This window comes from Stenotrophomonas sp. UBA7606 (assembly GCF_002477705.1).
In the GTDB taxonomy this organism is placed as follows: Bacteria; Pseudomonadota; Gammaproteobacteria; order Xanthomonadales; family Xanthomonadaceae; genus Stenotrophomonas.
The window spans coordinates 1,063-21,684 of record NZ_DLJW01000067.1 but is presented as its reverse complement, the minus strand read 5'-3'; the positions used below and the strand labels follow the sequence as shown (position 1 = coordinate 21,684).

Below are 20,622 nucleotides of genomic sequence, written 5' to 3'. Positions count from 1 at the left end.
TCAGTCGCTGTTGTTGCTGCCGCTGCCGCGCAGTTTTTCCCGCGCGGTGTTCCACCAGCCGTGCAGCATGCCCTTGCCTTGTTCGCCTACCTGATCCAGCCTGCCGCTTTGCTGGTCGACAAATCCGATCAGGCTGCGCACGCCCTGCGGGCCATGCGCGCGGGCTTCGCGCCAGATGATCATCGCGAACACACGGGCGGTCCATAGCGAGGAGTCGACGTCGCCGGTATCGGCCTCGATCTCTGCGATCATCTGCTGCAGGTAGGTGCGCACCTCGGGCGGGACCTGCGGATTGTTGGACAGCCCCTTGAGCGCCACCAGCCCCTGGCGCACGTCGCCTTGTTGGATTGCCAAGCCCGCCTTGCCCAGGTCGCCAAGCCAGGGCTGTTGCAGGATCAGGGCAATCGCGTCGATATGAACCTGGGCGCGCGCGGCGTCCTTGTCGGACAGGGCGGCATAGCCAAGCACGGCATGGATCACCAGCGCCTGGGTCAGAGCCTGTTCGGCATCGGCGGCATTGCCGGTTGTCGGGCCAAAGATGGCCAGTTGGCTCTGTTCGTGTGCCAGTTGTGGCCATTCCAGGCGTTGGAAGGCGACCGCACGCAGTGCCGCGCTCGGCTGTTTGAGGTCGCTGCAGGCGGGCAGGGTATCGACGATGTCGGCCTCGGCGATGGCCAAGGTGCCGCGATTGGCGGTCAAGGCGCTGTACCCAAGCAGCGCATGGACGAGGCATTCGGTTTCCGGTGTGAAAGGAGGGGGCGGCTCCGCCTCGGCCCATTGACTGCCGGCAGCCCAGGCCGCGTAGGCGGCAGGCAGCCCCTTCTCGGAGAGTTGCCGATATCGCTTATAGGTGAAGCTGTCGTGCAGCGCCGCAAGTTGCTGTTGTTCGGTTTTTTCGCCGCAACCGGCCAACAGCAGGCAGGCTGCCAGGCAGGCGAAGACGCGGGCGCGGACAGGATGGGGCGTGGGCATTCCGTTGCAGCTCCAGGGTGTCGTTGTCGCAGTGTGCCATGGGGGCGCGTGAATCGTACGGTGCTTCGCTGTTGGCGAGTGCTGCGGTAGGGTTTGCCATGGAAAAGTACCTGAGGAACCTTGCAATGCTGGCAAACACGCACGTCGGAGGGAGGTGCCGTCGTTGGGTGGCAGCGGTGGTTCTGCTGACGCTGGCCGGTTGCAGCACGGTGCCAGCGCCGCCGCCAGGCCCTTCGGCCGATGTCGTGCGCGCGGATATCCAGCGACGGATTCCCGCTGCCACCATCGACCGTAGTGGCTGGGCGGCCGACATCCAGGCTGCGTTTTCCGCCCAGCGGGTGACGCCCAATCCCGAGAACATCTGCGCGGTGCTGGCGATCATCGAGCAGGAGTCCGGTTACCGTGCCAATCCGGAGGTACCCAACCTGCCGCAGGTGGCGCGCGGCGAAATCGACCGGCGTGCGGCTGCGTTGCACGTGCCGCGACTGCTGGTGGATGCAGGCTTGAAGATCAATGCCAGCGACGGCCGCAGCTATGCCGAGCATCTGGCGCGTGTACGTACCGAGCGCGATCTCAGTCGTCTGTATGAGGAGATCATCGGCCGGGTGCCACTGGGGCAGCGTCTGTTCGCCGGCAAGAATCCCGTACAGACAGGTGGGGCGATGCAGGTGGGCATCGCTTTCGCGCAGGCGCATGCGGACGGCTACCCGTATCCGCTGGAAACCGGCATCCGTGACGAGGTGTTCAGCCGTCGCGGAGGTCTGTACTTCGGCATCCTGCACCTGCTGGGTTACCAGACGCCCTATACCCAGAAGGTGCACCGCTTTGCCGACTACAACGCCGGCTGGTATGCCAGCCGCAACGCGGCGTTCCAGAATGCGGTGGCGGTGGCCACTGGCAACACACTGGCGTTGGACGGAGATGTGCTGGCGCCGGGAGCGTCCTTGGACAAGCCGGGGCAGACCGAGCGCGCCCTGCGCGAGCTGGGGCCGCAACTGGACATGGACGATGCGCAACTGCGTCGCGCCCTGCAGCAGGCCGACCAGTTGAGCTTCAGCGACAGCGCACTGCATGCGCAGGTATTCGCGTTGGCCGATGCACGGGCGGGCAAAGCGTTACCGCGCGCTCTGATCCCGGGTATCCGCTTGGACAGCCCCAAGATCACCCGTGAGCTCACCACCGAGTGGTTTGCCAACCGCGTGGATGGGCGCTACCGGCAGTGCCTGCAGCGTTAGCTGGATCCTGGAGACGCCGGGTGAGCGCCGGATGCGGTCAGGTCTTGGCGGTCTGGCGCGCCAGGGCGCGCGAGCCGGTGATGATCATGCGGATCATCTGCGCCATCTGCTCGATCAGTTCCGGGTCCTTCTCGGCCGGCAGATCCATGGCGGTGCCACCCATGGCGAAAACCAGCCGGGTGATGGCCTTGGCGGCCAGCGCCGGTTCGTGCAGGCGCGCGCCATCCAGTGCGGCCAGTCGTACAAGATCACCCTTCAATTCTTCTTCGAAATAACCCAGTTCGCGGTCCACCGCCTGCTTGAAGGCATCCGAGCCGGCCGTGCCCTCGCGCAGCAGCACGTGCATCAAGCGGTCGTCGGCGCGCAGCTGTTCCATGAAGGTTTCCACCGACAGGCGGATCACGCCGCGGTTGCTGTCGGCGGCGCGCAGACGGGCCTGGCCGATGATGGTACGCAGCGAGCGCCCAGCCAGGTCGATCAACGCCACCGTCAGTTCGTCCATGTCGCGGAACTGGCGGTAGAAGGAGTTGGGCGCGATGCCAGCCTCGCGCGCGACTTCGCGCAGGCTCAGGGTGGACACGCTGCGGTGCGGTCCCACCAGCGCCAACGCGGCGGCCAGCAGGTCGTCGCGCGAGATGCTGGCCTTGCGCGCCGGGTGCAGGTCGTCGTGTGCGGGCAGGGGCTGTTCGCGTGAAGTCATGGGCTCAGGCCGGTCAGGTGCGTGAATCATAGCCTGACTAGCGAATATACAAGTGTATACACGCCTGTATGTGCGGCCGTATAGTTGCGCCATGAGTGCTGTCTACCGCAATGCAACGCCGCCGTTGATCCCCTGGTTCAAGGAAGGCTTCTTCGATTTCTGGTCCACCCGGGTGCATCCGCTATGGACCCTGCGCCGTCCGCTGGTGCGGCTGGTCGCGCGTAGCCCGGCCAGTGCCGATGCAGTGACGCTGCAGCTGCAGCCCAATCGTCATTTCGGCGGCATGCGCGCCGGGCAGCACCTGAATCTTGGGGTGGAGGTCGATGGCCGCCTGTGCACGCGCAGCTATAGCCCCACCGTGCTGGACAACGGCCATCTGGCAATCACCGTCAAGGCCATCCCGGGCGGCAAGGTCAGCCAGCATCTGGCACGGTCTGCCGTTGTCGGTGAGGTGTTCAGCATCGGAGCCGCGTTTGGTGGGATGACCCTGGCCCCGGCACCCCAGCGATTGCTGCTGCTGGCCGCAGGCAGCGGCATCACCCCGATGCGTGCGCTGCTGAGGCAGCTGGATGCGCAGCCCCTGGCGGCGCCCGTCGACCTCGTCTACTGGGCGCGGCGGCGGGAGGAATTGTGTTTCCTGGACGAGCTGCAGGCCATGGCGGCGCGCCAGTCCGGTTTCCATCTGCACCTGGCGCTGACCCGCGAGGCGGCCTCTGCAGCGCGTGTGGATGGGTTTGATTTCTCCTCCTTCAACCAGCTGACGATGGCGCGGGTGCTGGCCTGTGGCCCGGCCGGCTTTGTCGAAGCGGCACGTGCACGGCTGGCGCCGCAGGTGGCCTGCTTTGAAGGGGAAGCCTTCAGCCTGCCTGCGTTGCCGGAAGTGGAGCAGGGCAGCGTGCAGGTGGAGTTGCTGCGCAGTGGCCGTCGCCTGAGCATTGCCCGTGGCACATCGCTGCTGGCGGCACTGGAGGCGGAGGGGCTGCAGCCGGCCAGTGGCTGCCGCATGGGCCTGTGCAATACCTGCGTTTGTACCAAGGTGTCGGGTATCACCCGCCACACGCTCACCGGTGAGCATGCCAGTGAGCCCTCAACCCCGCTCAAGCTGTGCGTCAACAGCGCCAGTACCGATCTGACCCTGGAGCTGTAACGATGTCTTCCGTGCATAACCGTGTGCTGTCGCCGCAGGAACTGCAGGCCTTCGGCGATGAACTCGATGGCGTGCGCGCCCGTCACCAGGCCTTGCTGGGGGCAAGTGACGCCCGCTACATCCGCCGCATCGTCGCGGCGGTGCGCTGGACCGGTGTGGCGGGGCGTGCGCTGCTGTTCCTGGGGGCCTTCGTGCACAGCCTGCTGGTGCCCGCGTGGATCGCTGGCGTGCTGTTGCTGGGCTTCTCCAAGATCCTGGAGAACATGGAACTGGCGCACAACGTCATCCACGGCCAGTACGACTGGATGGGCGACCCGCATCTGCAGGGCAAGACCTACGAATGGGATATTGCCGGCACCTCGGAGAACTGGCGCAAGACCCACAACTTCCGCCACCACACCTATACCAATGTGCGCGGGCTGGACGACGACATCGGCTACGGCCTGCTGCGCATTTTCCCGGAGCAGCGCTGGCACCCGTACTTCCTGGCCCAGCCGTTCATCGCGGTGGTATTCGCGCTGCTGTTTGAATGGGGTATTGCCATACAGGATCTGCGTGTGGGGCGGGTGCTCAGTGGCAAGATCACTCTGCGCCAGCTGTGGCGCCAGGCCAGGCCGGTACGGCGCAAGGCATTGCAGCAGATCGGCAAGGACTATGTGTTCTTCCCGCTGCTGGCCGGGCCGTTCTTCCTGCCGGTGCTGCTGGGTAACCTTGCTGCCAACGTGATCCGCAACGTGTGGACGTATGTGGTGATCTTCTGCGGCCACTTCACCGCCGAAGCCGAAACCTTTCCGAAGGATTGCGTGCGCAACGAGACCCGGGGCCATTGGTATATGCGCCAGCTGCGTGGTTCGTCCAACCTCACCGGCGGCAGGTGGATGGACGTGATGACCGGTAATCTCAGCCATCAGATCGAACACCATTTCTACCCGGACATTCCCGCCAACCGCTATGCAGCCATGGCGGTGGAAGTGAAGGAAATCTGCCGCCGTTACGGGCAGCACTACAACACGGGCTCGATGCCGAAACAGTTTGGCCAGGTGATGTGGCGCATCCTGCGGCATGCGTTCCCGAGCAAGCCTGCGCCGCAGCGGCCGTTGGTGTCGGTATCGGCGGCAGAACCGTCGCAGCGTGCCCTGGCTGCCGATTGAGTGTTGCCAACGCCGCCCTTGGGGGCGGCGTTGCTGCTTATGGGCTTTGTGCTTCTCTGCAGGTGAAGGCGAGGGGTGTCGGCTGGCTTGCTGCCTACAGATGCGGACTAAGGGGGGCTGAGGTGCGGTGTGCAAGCGCGTTGGGGATGGTTCTCGCGCTGTGGCTGGGGACGGTGGCACTGCCGGCCAGGGCGGCACAGCCCAAGGCCAGCTTTGTCTATGTCGACAAGTCCGAGCGCGAGATGTTCGTGTTCGCGGGCCGTGAACTGCTGCTGCACCATCGTGTCGCGCTGGGGCGCTCACCCGTGGGCCACAAGCAGCAGGAAGGTGACAAGCGCACGCCTGAGGGGCAGTACCTGCTGGATTGGAAGAACCCCAACAGCCGGTACTACCGCTCCATTCATGTGTCCTATCCGGACACGGCAGATCGCCAGAGCGCGCGCAACCAGGGGGTATCGCCGGGCGGTGACATCATGATCCACGGGCAACCCAACGGTTCGCGGTTGCCGGCGGCACAATTGCAGGCAGTGGATTGGACAGACGGCTGCATTGCCCTGACCAACGCGCAGATGGATGCGCTGTGGAAAGTGGTTGATACCCCGGTGCCGATTCTCATCGTGCCCTGAACCGGTTGGGCTTGGCGGAACTCTGTGCAATTATCGGCAACGCTCGATGCAATCAGCGAGCAGAGCGAATAGTTGTAAGCAACTGAGCCAGATCGCTGCTGATTATTCCTCCAGACCAGGAGAATACCGATGCACGCCAAGAACACGATCTGCCTGTGGTTCGACGGTACCGCGCTGGATGCGGCCAGTTTCTATGCGGCGACCTTCCCTGACAGCCATGTGCACGCGATCCATCGTGCGCCAAGCGACTATCCCTCGGGCAAACAGGGGGATGTGCTGACGGTTGAATTCATCGTGATGGGCATTCCCTGCCTGGGCCTAAATGGCGGCCCCACGTTCAAGCACAGCGAGGCGTTTTCGTTCCAGGTGGCGACCGATGACCAGGATGAGACCGACCGCTTGTGGCACGCCATCGTCGGCAACGGTGGCGAGGAGAGCGCCTGCGGCTGGTGCCGCGACAAGTGGGGTTTGTCGTGGCAGATAACGCCGCGCGCGCTCAGCGCGGCCATCACCGATCCCGACCCGGCGGCGGCCAAGCGTGCGTTCGAGAAGATGATGGAGATGACCAAGATCGACATCGCGGCGATCGAGGCAGCACGACGCGGTTGAGCATGAGGCAGTGGCGGCGCACAGACCGGGCGGGGCTCAGCTGGCGTCGTCTTCCAGCTTGAGCGCAGCATCAGCCGCCAACAAGGCCTGTGCGGCCGGCCCAAGCAGGGGCGAACGTGCATCGTGGATGCCGACTGCCTGCAGCACCTGCTCGCCGGTCAGGAAGCGCCGTTTGCGGCGGTCGTACATGCCGGTGATCAGCAGGGCACGGGTAGCGACGGTCTGTTCCGGACCGATCAGCACCCGTTGTTCCATCAGGATGCGGCCGCCCACCCAGCCGATCATCCGCGTTTCCAGGGTGAAGCGCTGGAAGGGTTTGAGTTCGCGACGGAACTGGATGGTGCCGGCACCAGCAATTGGCGCCCACTTGCTGCGCATCGCCACCCGCGCAAGCCCGGTGCGCAGGACCAGGTCCAGGCGGCCAAGGTCGAAGATCGTCCAGTAGCGGCCATTGGTCATGTGCATGTTCAGGTCCAGGTCGTTGGGCAGCACCCTGAACTGCAGGCGGGAGACATCCGCCAGGGCCGTCAAGCGTGGCCGGAAGAGGGAGCAGATCAACAGATGCAGCAGACGGAACCAGAGATTCATGGCACGGCCGAGCCTTCTATAACGACTGTCATAATGGCGGTACGCTAAGCTATGACGATCGTCATAGCAAGGAGCCGCCAATGAGCCGACGTCCGACCGACGCGCCGCAACGCGTGATCACTACCGCGGCCGACATGCTGGCGACCTACGGCCTCAACGCCACCAGCATCCGGGAGGTGACCAGGCGCGCCGATGCGCCGTTCGGCTCCACCTACCACCACTTCCCCGGCGGTAAGCAGCAGGTGCTGGGGCAGGCCACGGCCTTGGCGGGCGATCGCATCGAGCGGATGCTGGAGGAGGTATTGAAAGCCGGGGCAGCAGATGGCGTGTCGCGCTTCCTGGCGCTGTGGCGTGAACGCCTGCTGCAATCGGATTTCCGCGTCGGCTGTCCGGTGCTCGCCGCTGCTGTGGAAGAGCCTATCGACGGCGGTGGCGACGAGGCCCGGCAGGCGGCAGGTGCTGCGTTTTCTGCCTGGGAGCAGCGGCTGGGCGATGCGTTCGCTGCCGAAGGTCGCGCGGCCGATGATGCCCGCGCGTTGGCGACGCTGCTGATCGCAGCAGTGGAGGGCGGCGTTGCGATGAGCCGGGCGACGCGTGACATCGCCGCGTTCGATCGCGTGGTGCAGCGGCTGGAGCGGTTGCTGCGCTGAATACAGGCGGATTGGTTGATGCCTGCCCTTGCGGCAGGCTCCTTATTCCCTGACCGGCAGCTCCACGTAGCTGCTGCCGTGCCACTGGATCCGCAGCGGCGTGCCTGCATCGGCAATCGTCTCGTCAGAGGGGGCCTTGCCGCTGCCCAGGTTGAGCTGCAGATTGGGCTGTTTGAGCACGCCGAGGGTTACAACCACGCGGCTGCCCGCAGCGAGCCGGCGGCCAAGCAGGCGGGTGTCGCGCAGACTGACATGCTGTGTGCTGCCGGGCGCAAGCAGATGGCGTTGCCGGGGATCGTGCACATGGCTCAAGCGCTGCAACGCGTAGGCCAGGTCCAGATAGTTGCCTTCAGCCGTCTGCTCATAGATGGCGATGCTGATATCGGCATCCACCTTGTTGAGGTTGAAATCCAGTTCTGCAGTGAAAGGTCCTGCCAGTTCCAGATCTTCGCTCAGCACATCGCTGCGGAAAACCAGGCCTGCATGCGGATCGAGGCCGGGGTTGAGTACCTTGGGCGATGGCTGCCAGTCGGCATCATCGCGCGTGCGGTAGTCGACCTGTTGCAGTGTGGTTGCGGCCTGCGCGGGGGTAGCGAGCAGGCGATGTTCGTTGCCGGCACCGGGTTGCAGGTACAGCCGTCGCCGGGCATTGCCCATTGCCTGCAATGTGCGGGCATGCCGCCAACGGTCAGCGCCCATCACCTGCCAGTTGACCCGGTCGGCCAACAGGGCGGGCTTGGCGGCGCCTTTGAACACATGATCGAACCAGTCCAGGCGCAAGGCCTGCAGGTCCAGTCGCGCACTGGGCTCTGGCGTATAACCCTGCACCTGCGGCGGCACGCCGGTCTGCATGGTGAAGTGCTCATAGGGGCCAATAAGCAGGCTGTGATCGGCGTCGGGGCGGTACTTCAGATGCTGGCGGAAGTAGTGCAGCGCGCCTATCTGGGCACCATCAAAATAGCCGGTGGTGACGAGCACGGGGATGTCGATAGCGGCAAATTCCTCTTCCTGTGGAATCATCGTTTGCCAGTACGCATCGTACCGGGGGTGCTGCAACCAGCGTTGGAACACCGGATTGGCTGCCCCATCGATGGCGGGGAGTTCACGGTAAGCGCGTCCACTGCGGAACCAGCGGCTGTTCAGCCGATTCCAGCGCTCGCTGTCGCCATAGGTGACCTCGTCCAGACCGCGGTTGCTGCTGGTGTAATGCGGCCACGCGTACATGAAGTTGAGGAAGACGCCACCTTCCATGGGTACATCGATACCCGGGGCGGTCGTGGCCGAGGTTGCGATTGCCTTGAGTGCTGCAGGCCGTTGCTTCAGTGCCGCCCACTGGGTGTAGCCGCTGTAGCTGCCGCCATACATGCCCACGCGGCCGTCGCTCCAGGGTTGCGCCGCCGCCCAGCCGATCACCGCGGCGGCGTCCGGGCCATCCTGCTCGAACGGCACGATGGCTGCGCTGCTCCTGCCCTTGCCACGGCTGTAGCTGACCAGCGAGGCATAGCCGTGGGCGGCCATCGTCTTGGCATCGGCCCATGCCCAGTCATCGTTGGCATAGATGGTGAAAGTCAGCAGGGTGGGGAGCACGGGCGCTTGCCGCGGGCGCACCAGGATGCTGGCCAGGCCGGTGCCATCCTCGGCCGGAATCATCAGGTGCCTGTCGATGAGATAGCGATGTTGGTCATCGGCAGCCAGCGCGCTGGCGAACTGTGGTTGGAAATCGGCATAGGCACGCTGTACCTGCCATGCTCGTATCAGCTTGAGCGCATCGCTGAGGGGCAAGGCCCTCTGGCCGGCAATCTCTGCAAGCTGCGTGTCCAGCTCCGCGCGCAGGCGGGGCAGATAGCTGCCAAAAGCGTACGCGGCCTGCAGCGCAGTGCGATCGTCGAGCCGGCCGAACTGCTCGGCAAACACGACGGGCCAGTGCAGGGTAAAGGGCGTGCCGCTTGCGGCTGCGCGTTGCCGGGCCAGCGCATAGATCTCGTATTGCAGGTACAACGGCGGTTGCCCGACAGGGCCTGCCCGCAATGCACGCAGCTGCCGGATGCTGGCGACCGCTTCCGCATCAAGACCCGCAGCAAGCTGCAATCGGAAGACGTTGTCGAGGTATTGCGCGGCATCGTCTTCGCGGTACAGCTGCAACACCTGTTTGCTGAATTGGCGCATGCCCACGTCACCTGCACCATGATGCAGCTGCGCCGGTAGCGGGATGCTGACGGACTGCGCGAAGCTCGTGCCGACGGTCAGGAACAGGAGGAATCCCAACAGGTAGCGCATCGGGTTGACCCGGCAGTTTGCGGAGGGCGTTGAATAGCACACCGCGTGGGCGGCCTGGAAGCAGGCGCAGGCCTCCGGCCTGGCGCCAGAGGCAAGCAAGAACAACACTGTCGAGAGGAGACAGTCATGTTGGATCGATGGGCGGAACGTAATCGCGATGGCTTGATACTGCTTGCGCGGCTGGCACTGATGTTGCTGTTTGTGCTGTCAGGCTGGGCAAAGCTGCATGACTTCCAGGGCACGGTTGGCTACATGGCATCGCTGCAGGCACCGTTGCCGCAAGTGGCAGCCGCCATCGCGGTGGCGATGGAGTTCGTGGTCGCCATTGCGCTGATGCTGGGTATCGCAGTGCGGCCGTTGGCGTTGTTGTTTGTAGCGTTCGTGCTGGGCACCGCCCTCCTGGGCCATGCGTTCTGGGGCATGCAGGGGGCCGAACGCGCGGCCAACCTCACCCAGTTCCTGAAGAACGTGTCGATTGCCGGTGGGCTGCTGTTGCTGGTGGTGACCGGTGCAGGCAGGTACGCCGTGTGCCGCAGCCGCCGCTGAGGGCGGGAGAAGACCCGCCCGCTGCAGCTCGCTGCAACGGGCGGGTAGCGCATCAGCCCAGGATGCCGGGCAGGTCCAGGCCCTTGTCGCGCGCGCAGTTCAGGGCGATGTCGTAGCCGGCATCGGCGTGGCGCATCACGCCGGTGCCGGGGTCGTTCCATAGCACGCGCGCGATGCGCTGGTCGGCGGCGTCGCTGCCGTCACAGACGATGACCACGCCTGAGTGCTGCGAGTAGCCCATGCCCACGCCACCCCCATGGTGCAGGCTCACCCAGGTGGCGCCACCGGCGACGTTGAGCATGGCGTTGAGCAGCGGCCAGTCGGAGACCGCATCGGAGCCGTCCTGCATCGCTTCGGTTTCGCGGTTGGGCGAGGCGACGCTGCCGCTGTCCAGATGGTCACGGCCGATCACCACCGGCGCGCTCAGTTCACCGCTGCGCACCATTTCGTTGAAGGCCAGGCCGAGTTTATGGCGCAAGCCCAGGCCCACCCAGCAGATGCGTGCCGGCAGGCCCTGGAAGCTGATGCGCTCACGCGCCATGTCCAGCCAGCGGTGCAGGTGCGGATCATCGGCAATGATCTCCTTTACCTTGGCGTCGGTTTTGTAGATGTCCTCCGGATCGCCGCTCAGCGCCACCCAACGGAACGGGCCGATGCCGCGGCAGAACAGCGGTCGCACATAGGCCGGCACGAAACCGGGGAAATCGAAGGCGTTCTTCAAACCCACATCGAAGGCCATCTGGCGGATGTTGTTGCCATAGTCGACGGTTGGGATGCCGGCGGCATGGAAGGCCAGCATTGCCTCCACGTGCACACGCATTGCAGCCTTGGCCGCGTCGCGCACCTGCTCCGGATTGGCCTGTTGTTCGGCCAGCCATTGCTCGACGGTCCAGCCGATCGGCAGGTAGCCGTGCACCGGGTCGTGGGCACTGGTCTGGTCGGTGACGCAGTCCGGCCGTACGCCACGGCGTACCAGTTCGGGCAGGATCTCGGCGGCGTTGCCGAGCAGGGCGATGGACTTGGCTTCGCCGGCTGCGGTGTATTTGGCGATGCGTGCCAGTGCGTCGTCGATGTCGCTGGCCTGTTCGTCCACATAGCGGGTGCGCAGGCGGAAATCGATGCTGCTCTGGCGGCATTCGATGGTCAGGCTGCTGGCACCGGCCAGCGATGCGGCCAACGGCTGGGCGCCGCCCATCCCACCGAGCCCGGCGGTGAGGATCCATTTGCCCTTCAGGCTGCCACCGTAGTGCTGGCGGCCCATCTCGACGAAGGTTTCGTAGGTGCCTTGCACGATGCCCTGGCTGCCGATGTAGATCCAGCTGCCGGCGGTCATCTGCCCGTACATCATCAAGCCCTTCTTATCGAGCTCGTTGAAGTGCTCCCAGTTGGCCCAGTGCGGCACCAGGTTGGAGTTGGCGATGAGCACGCGCGGCGCGTCGGGATGGGTGGGGAACACGCCGACCGGCTTGCCGGACTGCACCAGGAGGGTCTGGTTGTCGTCCAGGCGCTTGAGCGTTTCCAGGATCTTGTCGTAGCTCTCCCAGTCGCGCGCGGCGCGACCGATGCCACCGTAGACGACCAGCGAGGTGGGATCTTCGGCGACTTCCGCGTCCAGGTTGTTCTGCAGCATGCGGAACGGCGCTTCGGTCTGCCAGGATTTGCAGTTGAGCGTAGTGCCGCGCGGTGCGCGCGGGTTGCGGGTGGGGTCGTGGCGGGTCATGCATTTCTCCGGGTAGCAAATTCCAGGCAAGCGCCGAGCACTTGCTGCAAGGTGTTGCGAACGGGGGTGGCGTGGTCGGGGTCGTAGGGCGTGGGCCAGCTGTGCTCGTCGACGTCTTCGGGCGCCGGTTCGTGCATGTAGCCGCGGCAGCCCAGTTCCATCTGCAGCGTATGCACGCCATTGGCAGTGTTGCTGTAGTGACGGGTGATCCAGCCACCCTTGAAGCGGCCGTTGCGCACATGGCTCATGCCGCTGATCGCGCACAGGTTTTCGACCACGTCGGTGAGCGCGTTGTCGCAGGAGGTGTCGGGCGCACCACTGGGGCCGGCGCTGCCGATGTTGAACTGCGGCAGTTCGCCATCGAACAGGTGCGGAATGAGCGAGCGGATGGAGTGCGCGTCATAGACCACGACGGTGTCGTGGGCGGCACGCAGGCGCGCGATCTCCTCCGCCAGTGCGGCGTGATAGGGATCGAACCAGGTTTGGCGGCGGTACTGGATTTCTGCCTCGTCGGGTGCGTGCCCGGGGCGGTACAGCGGCTGGTTGTCGAAGGTGGTGAGCGGGCACAGGCCGGTGGTGTTCTGCCCCGGGTAGAGCGAAACGCCGGAGGGGTCGCGGTTGACGTCGATCAGCGAGCGCGAGATGGCGGTGCGCACAGTGGTGGCGCCCATCGCCTTGGCGAATGCGTAGAGCTCATGCACCCACCAGTCGGCGTCGCGCCGTGCCAGCCACGGTGACAGGAAGTGGCCAACGCGCGAGGCCGGCAGCTCGGTGCCGGTGTGCGGGAAGCTGACGATCAGTGGCGCTTGGCCACGATGGATGTGCAGCCAATCAGGGGATGTGGTCATGGCGGGGGCCCGGGGCTGGATGGGGTGAATGGTTCGTGACTTGCGGTGGGGTCTGCGCGGCGCCACAAAATGCAGCATTGCCTGCTGTCGCCTCTCCCGCCTGCGGGAGAGGATGCCCGCAGGGCAGGTGAGGGCGCTCTTGGCTGTTGAAGTGAAAAGCGCCCCTCATCCGGCGCTGCGCGCCACCTTCTCCCGCAGGCGGGAGAAGGGACGGGGTCGCGGCTTGCGGACGGGTCTGCGCGGCGCCACAGAGTGCAGCATTGCCCGCTGTCGCCTCTCCCGCGTGCGGGAGAGGATGCCCGAAGGGCAGGTGAGGGCGCTCTTGGCTGTTGAAGTGAAAAGCGCCCCTCATCCGGCGCTGCCCGCCACCTTCTCCCGCAGGCGGGAGAAGGGAAAGGTTCGCGGCTTGCGGGCGGGTCGGCGTGGTCCCACAGAGTTCAGCGTTGCCCGCTGTCGCCTCTCCCGCAGGCGGGAGAGGATGCCCGCAGGGCAGGTGAGGGCGCTCTTGGCTGTTGAAGCGAAAAGCGCCCCTCTTCCGGCGCTGCGCGCCACCTTCTCCCGCAAGCGGGAGAAGGGAAGTGCTCGCAGTTTGCAGCCAATTCCGCATGGGTCTGGATCAGCCCTGATCCGCAACATCAACGCCCGGCAGCAGCACCGCCAGGCCTGCCGTCAAGGCGCCAGCGCGCACCAATGCGGTGGCAGCAACCATGTCTGGATGGAAGTAGCGGTCGTCCACCAGGGCGGGCACCTGCGCACGCAGGGTGGAGCGAACCTGCTCCAGCGCTGGGCTCGAACGCAGCGGCGCATGGAAGTCACAGCCCTGGCCGGCGGCAAGCAGTTCAATGCCGATCACGTTGGCGGCGTTCTCGGCCATCGCAAGCAGACGACGTGCGCCATGCGCTGCCATCGACACATGATCTTCCTGGTTGGCCGAGGTCGGGATCGAATCGACGCTCGCCGGATAGGCGCGCTGCTTGTTCTCCGATACCAGTGCTGCCGCCGTCACCTGCGGAATCATGAAACCGGAGTTCAATCCCGGCTTGGGAGTGAGGAATGCCGGCAGGCCGGACAAGGCAGGGTCCACCAGCATGGCGGTACGGCGCTCGCTGATCGAGCCTATCTCGCAGATCGCCATCGCCAGCATGTCAGCGGCGAAGGCCACCGGCTCAGCGTGGAAATTGCCGCCGCTCAGTGCTTCGCCGGTGTCGGTGAACACCAGCGGGTTGTCGGACACGCCATTGGCTTCGATTTCCAAGGTGGTCGCAGCCTGGCGGATCACATCCAGTGCAGCGCCCATCACCTGCGGCTGGCAACGCAGGCAGTACGGGTCCTGCACGCGCACGTCGTTGTCACGGTGCGATTCGCGGATGGCCGAGCCCTGCATCAGCTCGCGCAATACCGCTGCTGTGGCAATCTGCCCGCGCTGGCCGCGGATGCTGTGGATGCGCGGGTCGAACGGCGTGTCCGAGCCCTTGGCGGCTTCCACCGACAGCGCGCCTGTGACCAGCGCCGCCTGGAAAACGGTCTCGATCTCGAACAGGCCGGCCAAGGCATAGGCAGTGGAGTACTGGGTGCCGTTGAGCAAGGCCAGGCCCTCCTTGGCACCGAGCACCAGTGCCTGCAGCCCGGTCTGCTGCAATGCTGCTTCGGCCGGCATGCGCACGCCGGCAACGAAGGCTTCGCCCACGCCGATCATCACGCTGGCCAGATGCGAGAGCGGTGCCAGGTCGCCGGAGGCGCCGACCGAACCCTGGCAGGGCACCACCGGTACCACGTCCTTCTGCAGCATGGCTTCCAGCAGCGACAGGGTTTCCGGGCGGATGCCCGACGCGCCCTGCGCCAGGCTGGTCAGCTTCAGCGCCATCATCAGCCGCACCACGTTGGCCGGGATCGGCTCGCCCACACCTGCAGCGTGGGACAGCACGATATTGCGCTGCAGGGTCTGCAGGTCCTCGCGTTCGATGCGCACGCTGGCCAGCTTGCCGAAGCCGGTGTTGATGCCATACACCGGCTCGCCCTTGGCGACGATGGCGTCCACCACCTGCGCACTGCGCACAACCGCTGCCTGTGCGGATTCATGCAGGCGCACGGCGGCGCCGCGGTAGATCTGCCGCCATTGGGCCAAAGGAACGTGGCCGGGGACGAGGGTCAAAGGGGTGTTCATGAATGCTCCAGTGGTGCGTTGTTTCAGGCGGGTTGCCCGCGCCAGACGCGGGCATGCAGGGGGTTGAAGCCGATGCGGTAGACCAGATCGGCGGGTGCCTCGATGTCCCAGATGGCCAGGTCGCAGTCCTTGCCGGCGCTCAGGGTGCCCAGCCGGTCAGCGCGGCCAAGCGCGCGTGCGGCCTCGCGGGTGAAGCCGGCAATGCACTCGGCGACGGTCAGGCGGAACAGGGTGGCGCCCATGTTCATCGTCAGCAGCGGGCTGGTCAGCGGCGAGGTGCCGGGGTTGCAGTCGGTGGCCAGGGCGATTGGCACGCCTGCCTCGCGCAATTGCGGTACGGGCGGCAGCTGGGTCTCGCGGGTGAAGTAGTAGGCGCCGGGCAGCAGCACGGCGACCGTTCCGGCCCTGTGCATCGCGGCGATGCCAGCCGCATCCAGGAACTCGATGTGATCCGCCGACAGCGCCCCGAAGTGCGCTGCCAACTCGGCGCCATGCTGGTTGGACAACTGCTCGGCATGAATCTTGATCGCCAGCCCATGCTGGCGCGCGGCCTTGAACACCTGCTGTGCCTGCGCGGTAGTGAAGGCGATGTTCTCGCAGAAGATGTCGACTGCCTCGGCCAGCCCTTCGGCAGCGATCGCGGGGATCATCGCCGCGCACACTTCGTTGATGTAGGCCTGGGCCTCGTGCCCCGGCGGTACAGCGTGTGCGCCCAGGAAGGTGGGTACCACTTCGACCTTGCGCAGCTCGCCGAGCTGGCGCGCCACGCGCAGCTGCTTGCGCTCGTCGGCCAGGTTCAGGCCATAGCCGGATTTGATCTCGATGGTGGTGATGCCTTCGGCCAGCATCGCGTCCAGCCGCGGCAGGCTGGTGTTGGTCAGCGCGGCCTCGTCAGCAGCGCGGGTAGCCTTGACGGTGGAAACAATGCCGCCGCCGGCGCGGGCGATCTCCGCGTAACTCACGCCGCGCAGGCGCTGTTCGAACTCGCCCGCACGGTTGCCGGCATAGACCAGATGGGTATGGCAGTCGATCAGCCCCGGGCTGATCCAGCGGCCAGCGCAGTCGATGTGCTGGTCAGCGGCAAGCGTGGGCGCGTTGGCGGCGCTGCCCACATGCACGATGCGGCCTTCATGTGCGGCGATGACGCCGTCGCGGACAATGCCCAGGCCGCCGCTGGGGTCGTCCAGGGTCATCAGATTGGCGTTGTGCCAAAGCGTGTCGCAGCGCATTGCCCCTCTCCGTGCTTATTTGTATATACAATAACGATGAGAATCGGAGAGTGTCCAGTGACTGCGAGCCAATCCACCCCAGAGCTCAGTTTCCACGCCACCCAGGCCTTGTTGCCGCAAGGCTGGGCACAGGATGTGCGCATCGACAGTCGTGCGGGGCGCATCACCGCCATCACTCCGGGCATGGCCTGGGACGGCCAGGCGCAGCGTCTGGGATGTGTGGTCGCCGGCCTGGGCAACCTGCACAGCCATGCGTTCCAGCGGGCGATGGCCGGGCTCACCGAGGTGGGCGGGCGCTCCGGGGACAGCTTCTGGAGCTGGCGCGAGCTGATGTACCGGTTCCTGGACCGGTTGGATCCGGATACCTTCCAGGCCATTGCGGCGCAGGCCTATATGGAAATGCTGGAAAGTGGATTTACCCGCGTCGGCGAGTTCCATTACCTGCACCATGCCGAAGACGGCAGCCGTTACGCCAATCCGGCCGAGATGGCCAGCCGCGTTGCCGCAGCGGCCACCGAAACCGGGCTTGGCCTGACCCTGCTGCCCGTGTTCTATGCCCACAGCGACTTCGGCGGGGCTGCACCGGTGCCGGCGCAGCGTCGCTTCCTGCACGATCTGGATGGATTTGCGCGCCTGCTGGAAGGCTGCCGCGAGGCCCTGGCCACGATTCCCGATGCCGTCCTTGGGCTGGCACCGCACAGCCTGCGTGCGTGCACGCCGCAGCAGTTGCAGGCCCTGGTCGGCATGGCGGCGGGGCCGATCCATATCCATATCGCCGAGCAGACCCGCGAGGTCGATGCCTGCCTTGCCTGGAGCGGCCAGCGCCCGGTGCAGTGGCTGTATGACCACGCCCCGGTCGATGCGCGCTGGTGCCTGGTGCATGCCACCCACGTGGATGCCCATGAAGTACAACAGATGGCGGTCAGTGGTGCGGTGGTGGGCCTGTGCCCGATCACCGAGGCCAACCTGGGCGACGGTTTGTTCCCCATGCGCGATTACATGCAGGCCGGCGGACGCTTTGGCGTGGGTTCCGATTCCAATGTCCTGATCGATGCGGCCGAGGAGCTGCGGCTGCTCGAATACGGCCAGCGGCTGCAGCTGCGCGGGCGCAACGTGTTGTCGCCAGGAGCCGTCTCCAGCGGCCGCTGGCTCTACCAGCAGGCCGTTGAAGGGGCCGCGCAGGCGCTGGGCGAGCAGGCGGGGTTGGCAGTTGGCGCGCCGCTGGATCTGCTGGAGCTGGATGAACAGCACCCGGCAATGCTGGGCCGTGCCGGCGATGCCTTGCTTGACAGCTGGCTGTTTGCCGCACGTAATGGCGCCCTTCGTGGCGTCTGGCGCAATGGCCGGCAACTGGTGCGCGATGGACGCCACGTGAACCGCGAGGCGATCACCGCGCGCTACCGTGCCGCGCTGGGCCGGATATTGGCCTGACGCGCTGCAGCCCTTTCAGGAACCCCGAGTGAAGAGCAAGAAGGCTCCCACCCTCAATCACCGCATCCGCAGTGATATCGAAAGCCGCATCCTCAGTGGCGAATGGCAGCCCGGTTTCCGCATTCCGTTCGAGCACGAGCTGATGGAGCAGTACCACTGTTCGCGGATGACCGTGAACAAGGTACTGACCACGCTGGCCGAGAGCGGCATGATCGAGCGCCGGCGTCGCGCGGGTTCGTTCGTTGCGCGGCAGCCGCCGCACCTGGAGCAGGTGGCGCTGGAGATCCCCGATATCGAGGTGGCGGTGACCGAGCGTGGGCATGCCTACATGTTTCAGTTGCTGGAGCGTGCGCTGCGCAAGCCCAAGGCCGGCGTAACCGAAGAGTTGGAGCTGGTGGGCGAGGGCAAGCTGTTGGCGATGCGCTGCCTGCATCTGGCCGATGGCAAGCCCTTGGCGCTGGAGCGCCGCCTGATCAACCCCGAGGCGGTGCCGGAAACGCTGGACGTGGATTTCTCCACGCACGCCCCCGGCAGTTGGTTGCTGCAGAACGTGTCATGGACGCGCGGCCAGCACCGGATCAGCGCGGTGGCAGCCAATGCCGAAGAAGCGGCGCTGTTGAAAGTGCCGCTGGGCACGGCCTGCCTGGTGATCGATCGCCAGACCTGGCGTGGCGAGCTGTCCATCACCTGGGTGCGGCAGATGTTCCTGGGCGATGCCTATGACCTGATCGCGCGCTTCGCGCCAGGTGCCCGCTGACGCGGTAGCAGGGGCATGAGCGCGAAGCCCTGGGAGGCCGATTGCCCAGGGATTCCCGCAGACACGCATCGTCGGCGTCGCGGCTTTTACCTGGCCTGTCGATAGAAAAACGCCCCTTGCGGGGCGTTTTTGGTCAGGCTGCCTTCCTGGATGCAAGCTGGCGAAGCACGTACTGCAGCAGGCCACCATTGCGGAAGTACTCCACTTCCTTGGGCGTCAGCAGCAATACCTTGGCGGTGAAGCTCTTCTGGCTGCCATCTGCCTTGGTCGCGGTGACCGTTGCGGTCTTGGCCTTGCCATCGTCCAGGCCGGTCACATCGAACACCTCCGAGCCATCCAGGCCCAGCGTCTGTGCGTTCTCGCCGTCATGGAACTGCAGCGGCAGCACGCCCATGCCGACCAGGTTGGAGCGGTGGATACGCTCGAAGCTTTCCGCGATGACCGCCTTGACGCCCAGCAGGTTGGTGCCCTTGGCCGCCCAGTCGCGCGACGAGCCGGTGCCGTATTCCTTGCCGGCCAGTACCACCAGCGGCACGCCGTCGGCCTTGTACTTCATTGCCGCGTCATAGATCGCCAGCTTCACGCCGGTCTGGCTGCCGGGCGCATAGTACAGCGTGTTGCCGCCTTCTTCGCCACCAAACATCAGGTTCTTGATGCGGATGTTGGCGAAGGTGCCGCGCACCATCACGTCATCGTTGCCGCGGCGGCTGCCGTAGCTGTTGAAGTCGGCCGGCTGCACGCCGCGCGACTGCAGGAAGCGGCCCGCGGGCGAGTCCTTCTTGATGTTGCCGGCCGGGGAGATATGGTCGGTGGTGATGGAGTCACCAAACAGGCCCATCACCCGCGCGCCATGGATGTCGCTGATGTTGCCCACCTGCATGGTCATGCCGTCGAAGTAGGGCGGGTTCTTGATGTAGGTGGAGTCGCTGTTCCACTCGTAGGCCTGGCCTTCGGGCGACTCGATCTGCGCCCAGCGGGTATCGCCCTTGAACACGTCGGCATAGTTCTGCTTGAACATTTCCGGGCCAACGGTAGCGGCGATCATGTCGCCGATCTCCTTGTTGCTCGGCCAGATGTCGCGCAGGTACACCTCCTTGCCATCGCTGCCCTTGCCGATCGGCTCCTTGGTCAGGTCGATGTTGACGGTACCGGCAATGGCGTAGGCCACTACCAGCGGCGGCGAGGCCAGGTAGTTGGCCTTGACTTCCGGATGCACGCGGCCTTCGAAGTTGCGGTTGCCCGACAGCACCGAGGCCACCACCAGTTCGTTCTCGGCAATACCGGCGGACACCGCTTCTGGCAGCGGGCCGGAGTTGCCGATACAGGTGGTGCAGCCATAGCCGACCACGAAGAAGCCCAGCTTTTCCAGATCGGTCAGCACGCCGGCCTTTTCCAGATAGTCGGTCACCACGCGAGAACCCGGCCCAAGCGAGGTCTTCACCCACGGCTTGGCCTTCAGGCCGATGCGGGCCGCGTTGCGCGCCAGCAGGCCGGCACCCAGCATCACCGCCGGGTTGGAGGTGTTGGTGCACGAGGTGATGGCGGCGATGACCACAGAGCCGTCGGACAGCTCGGTGTCCTCGTCGTTGATGCGGATCCTGGAAATGGGCTTGGCCGCCAGCCGCTTGGCCTGCGGCTGGTCGCCGCCTTCCTCGTCGAACTCCTGCACCGCGCAGCCCACCTTGGGCTTGCGATTGGCGGTGAGGGTGGTCAGGGCTTCGGCGAAGTTGCTGTGCACGTCCTGCAGCAGCACACGGTCCTGCGGACGCTTGGGGCCAGCCATCGACGGCTTGACGTCGCCCATGTCCAGTTCCAGCGTGGCGCTGTACTGCGCATGCGCGCTGTTGGCGTCGTGCCACAGGCCCTGCGCCTTTGCATAGGCTTCGACCAGATTGATCTGCGCATCGCTGCGGCCGGACAGGCGCAGGTAGTTCAACGACTCGGCATCGATCGGGAAGATGCCGCAGGTGGC

Annotated in this window: 18 protein-coding genes; 9 read left to right on the top strand and 9 right to left on the bottom strand. The window is 65.5% G+C overall.

Annotated elements, in window-relative coordinates; all coding sequences use genetic code 11:
• Positions 1-972, bottom strand: coding sequence for a hypothetical protein (locus B2527_RS08910; RefSeq protein ID WP_293708002.1), 972 nt, complete (start codon positions 970-972; stop codon positions 1-3).
• Positions 973-1,097: 125 nt separating this feature from the next.
• Between B2527_RS08910 and B2527_RS08905 the strand changes: the two genes are divergently transcribed.
• Positions 1,098-2,207, top strand: a complete 1,110-nt coding sequence (locus B2527_RS08905) for a DUF1615 domain-containing protein (RefSeq protein ID WP_343124754.1) — start codon at positions 1,098-1,100, stop codon at positions 2,205-2,207.
• Between the two features lie 37 nt (positions 2,208-2,244).
• Here B2527_RS08905 and fabR read toward each other — a convergent pair whose 3' ends face one another.
• The gene (gene fabR / locus B2527_RS08900) at positions 2,245-2,907 is read right to left on the bottom strand and encodes an HTH-type transcriptional repressor FabR (RefSeq protein WP_293707998.1); all 663 of its coding nucleotides are present in this window, start codon (positions 2,905-2,907) and stop codon (positions 2,245-2,247) included.
• Positions 2,908-2,998: 91 nt separating this feature from the next.
• Between fabR and B2527_RS08895 the strand changes: the two genes are divergently transcribed.
• From B2527_RS08895 to B2527_RS08880, 4 genes are all read left to right on the top strand, one after another.
• Entirely contained in the window at positions 2,999-4,054 is a 1,056-nt protein-coding gene (locus tag B2527_RS08895; protein WP_293707996.1) for a ferredoxin reductase, read from the top strand.
• A gap of 2 nt (positions 4,055-4,056) precedes the next feature.
• Complete coding sequence (locus B2527_RS08890; protein WP_293707994.1) at positions 4,057-5,205, top strand: fatty acid desaturase family protein; 1,149 nt, start codon at positions 4,057-4,059, stop codon at positions 5,203-5,205.
• 146 nt (positions 5,206-5,351) lie between these two features.
• The gene (locus B2527_RS08885; RefSeq protein WP_293708579.1) at positions 5,352-5,831 is read left to right on the top strand and encodes a L,D-transpeptidase family protein; all 480 of its coding nucleotides are present in this window, start codon (positions 5,352-5,354) and stop codon (positions 5,829-5,831) included.
• 129 nt (positions 5,832-5,960) lie between these two features.
• The gene (locus tag B2527_RS08880) at positions 5,961-6,440 is read left to right on the top strand and encodes a VOC family protein (RefSeq protein WP_293707992.1); all 480 of its coding nucleotides are present in this window, start codon (positions 5,961-5,963) and stop codon (positions 6,438-6,440) included.
• A gap of 36 nt (positions 6,441-6,476) precedes the next feature.
• On the opposite strand, the gene B2527_RS08875 is transcribed toward B2527_RS08880, so the two are convergent.
• Entirely contained in the window at positions 6,477-7,028 is a 552-nt protein-coding gene (locus B2527_RS08875) for a thioesterase family protein (RefSeq protein WP_293707990.1), read from the bottom strand.
• 80 nt (positions 7,029-7,108) lie between these two features.
• On the opposite strand from B2527_RS08875, the gene B2527_RS08870 reads away from it, so the two are divergent.
• Positions 7,109-7,678, top strand: a complete 570-nt coding sequence (locus tag B2527_RS08870) for a TetR/AcrR family transcriptional regulator (RefSeq protein ID WP_293707988.1) — start codon at positions 7,109-7,111, stop codon at positions 7,676-7,678.
• A 42-nt stretch (positions 7,679-7,720) separates the two neighbouring features.
• On the opposite strand, the gene B2527_RS08865 is transcribed toward B2527_RS08870, so the two are convergent.
• Complete coding sequence (locus tag B2527_RS08865) at positions 7,721-9,955, bottom strand: CocE/NonD family hydrolase (protein WP_293707987.1); 2,235 nt, start codon at positions 9,953-9,955, stop codon at positions 7,721-7,723.
• A gap of 126 nt (positions 9,956-10,081) precedes the next feature.
• Between B2527_RS08865 and B2527_RS08860 the strand changes: the two genes are divergently transcribed.
• Positions 10,082-10,501: a DoxX family protein gene (locus tag B2527_RS08860; RefSeq protein ID WP_293707986.1), complete on the top strand. Its 420-nt coding sequence runs from the start codon at positions 10,082-10,084 to the stop codon at positions 10,499-10,501.
• 52 nt (positions 10,502-10,553) lie between these two features.
• Here B2527_RS08860 and hutU read toward each other — a convergent pair whose 3' ends face one another.
• The 4 genes from hutU to hutI form a co-directional block, all read right to left on the bottom strand.
• Positions 10,554-12,221: a urocanate hydratase gene (gene hutU, locus B2527_RS08855; RefSeq protein ID WP_293707985.1), complete on the bottom strand. Its 1,668-nt coding sequence runs from the start codon at positions 12,219-12,221 to the stop codon at positions 10,554-10,556.
• Positions 12,218-13,069 carry an N-formylglutamate deformylase gene (gene hutG, locus B2527_RS08850; protein WP_293707984.1) on the bottom strand — a complete coding sequence of 284 codons (852 nt, stop codon included), beginning with the start codon at positions 13,067-13,069 and terminating at the stop codon, positions 12,218-12,220. The genes hutU and hutG overlap by 4 nt, the downstream gene beginning before the upstream one ends.
• Before the next feature lie 616 nt (positions 13,070-13,685).
• A complete protein-coding gene (gene hutH, locus B2527_RS08845; protein WP_293707983.1) occupies positions 13,686-15,233 on the bottom strand; it encodes a histidine ammonia-lyase in 1,548 nt (515 codons plus the stop codon).
• Positions 15,234-15,256: 23 nt separating this feature from the next.
• Complete coding sequence (hutI, locus tag B2527_RS08840) at positions 15,257-16,462, bottom strand: imidazolonepropionase (protein WP_293707981.1); 1,206 nt, start codon at positions 16,460-16,462, stop codon at positions 15,257-15,259.
• 57 nt (positions 16,463-16,519) lie between these two features.
• Between hutI and B2527_RS08835 the strand changes: the two genes are divergently transcribed.
• A complete protein-coding gene (locus B2527_RS08835) occupies positions 16,520-17,893 on the top strand; it encodes a formimidoylglutamate deiminase (RefSeq protein WP_293707980.1) in 1,374 nt (457 codons plus the stop codon).
• A 28-nt stretch (positions 17,894-17,921) separates the two neighbouring features.
• Positions 17,922-18,650: a histidine utilization repressor gene (gene hutC / locus B2527_RS08830; RefSeq protein WP_293707978.1), complete on the top strand. Its 729-nt coding sequence runs from the start codon at positions 17,922-17,924 to the stop codon at positions 18,648-18,650.
• 133 nt (positions 18,651-18,783) lie between these two features.
• Here hutC and acnA read toward each other — a convergent pair.
• Positions 18,784-20,622, bottom strand: a 1,839-nt coding sequence (gene acnA / locus B2527_RS08825) for an aconitate hydratase AcnA (RefSeq protein WP_293707976.1), incomplete at its 5' end; no start/stop codon positions are given.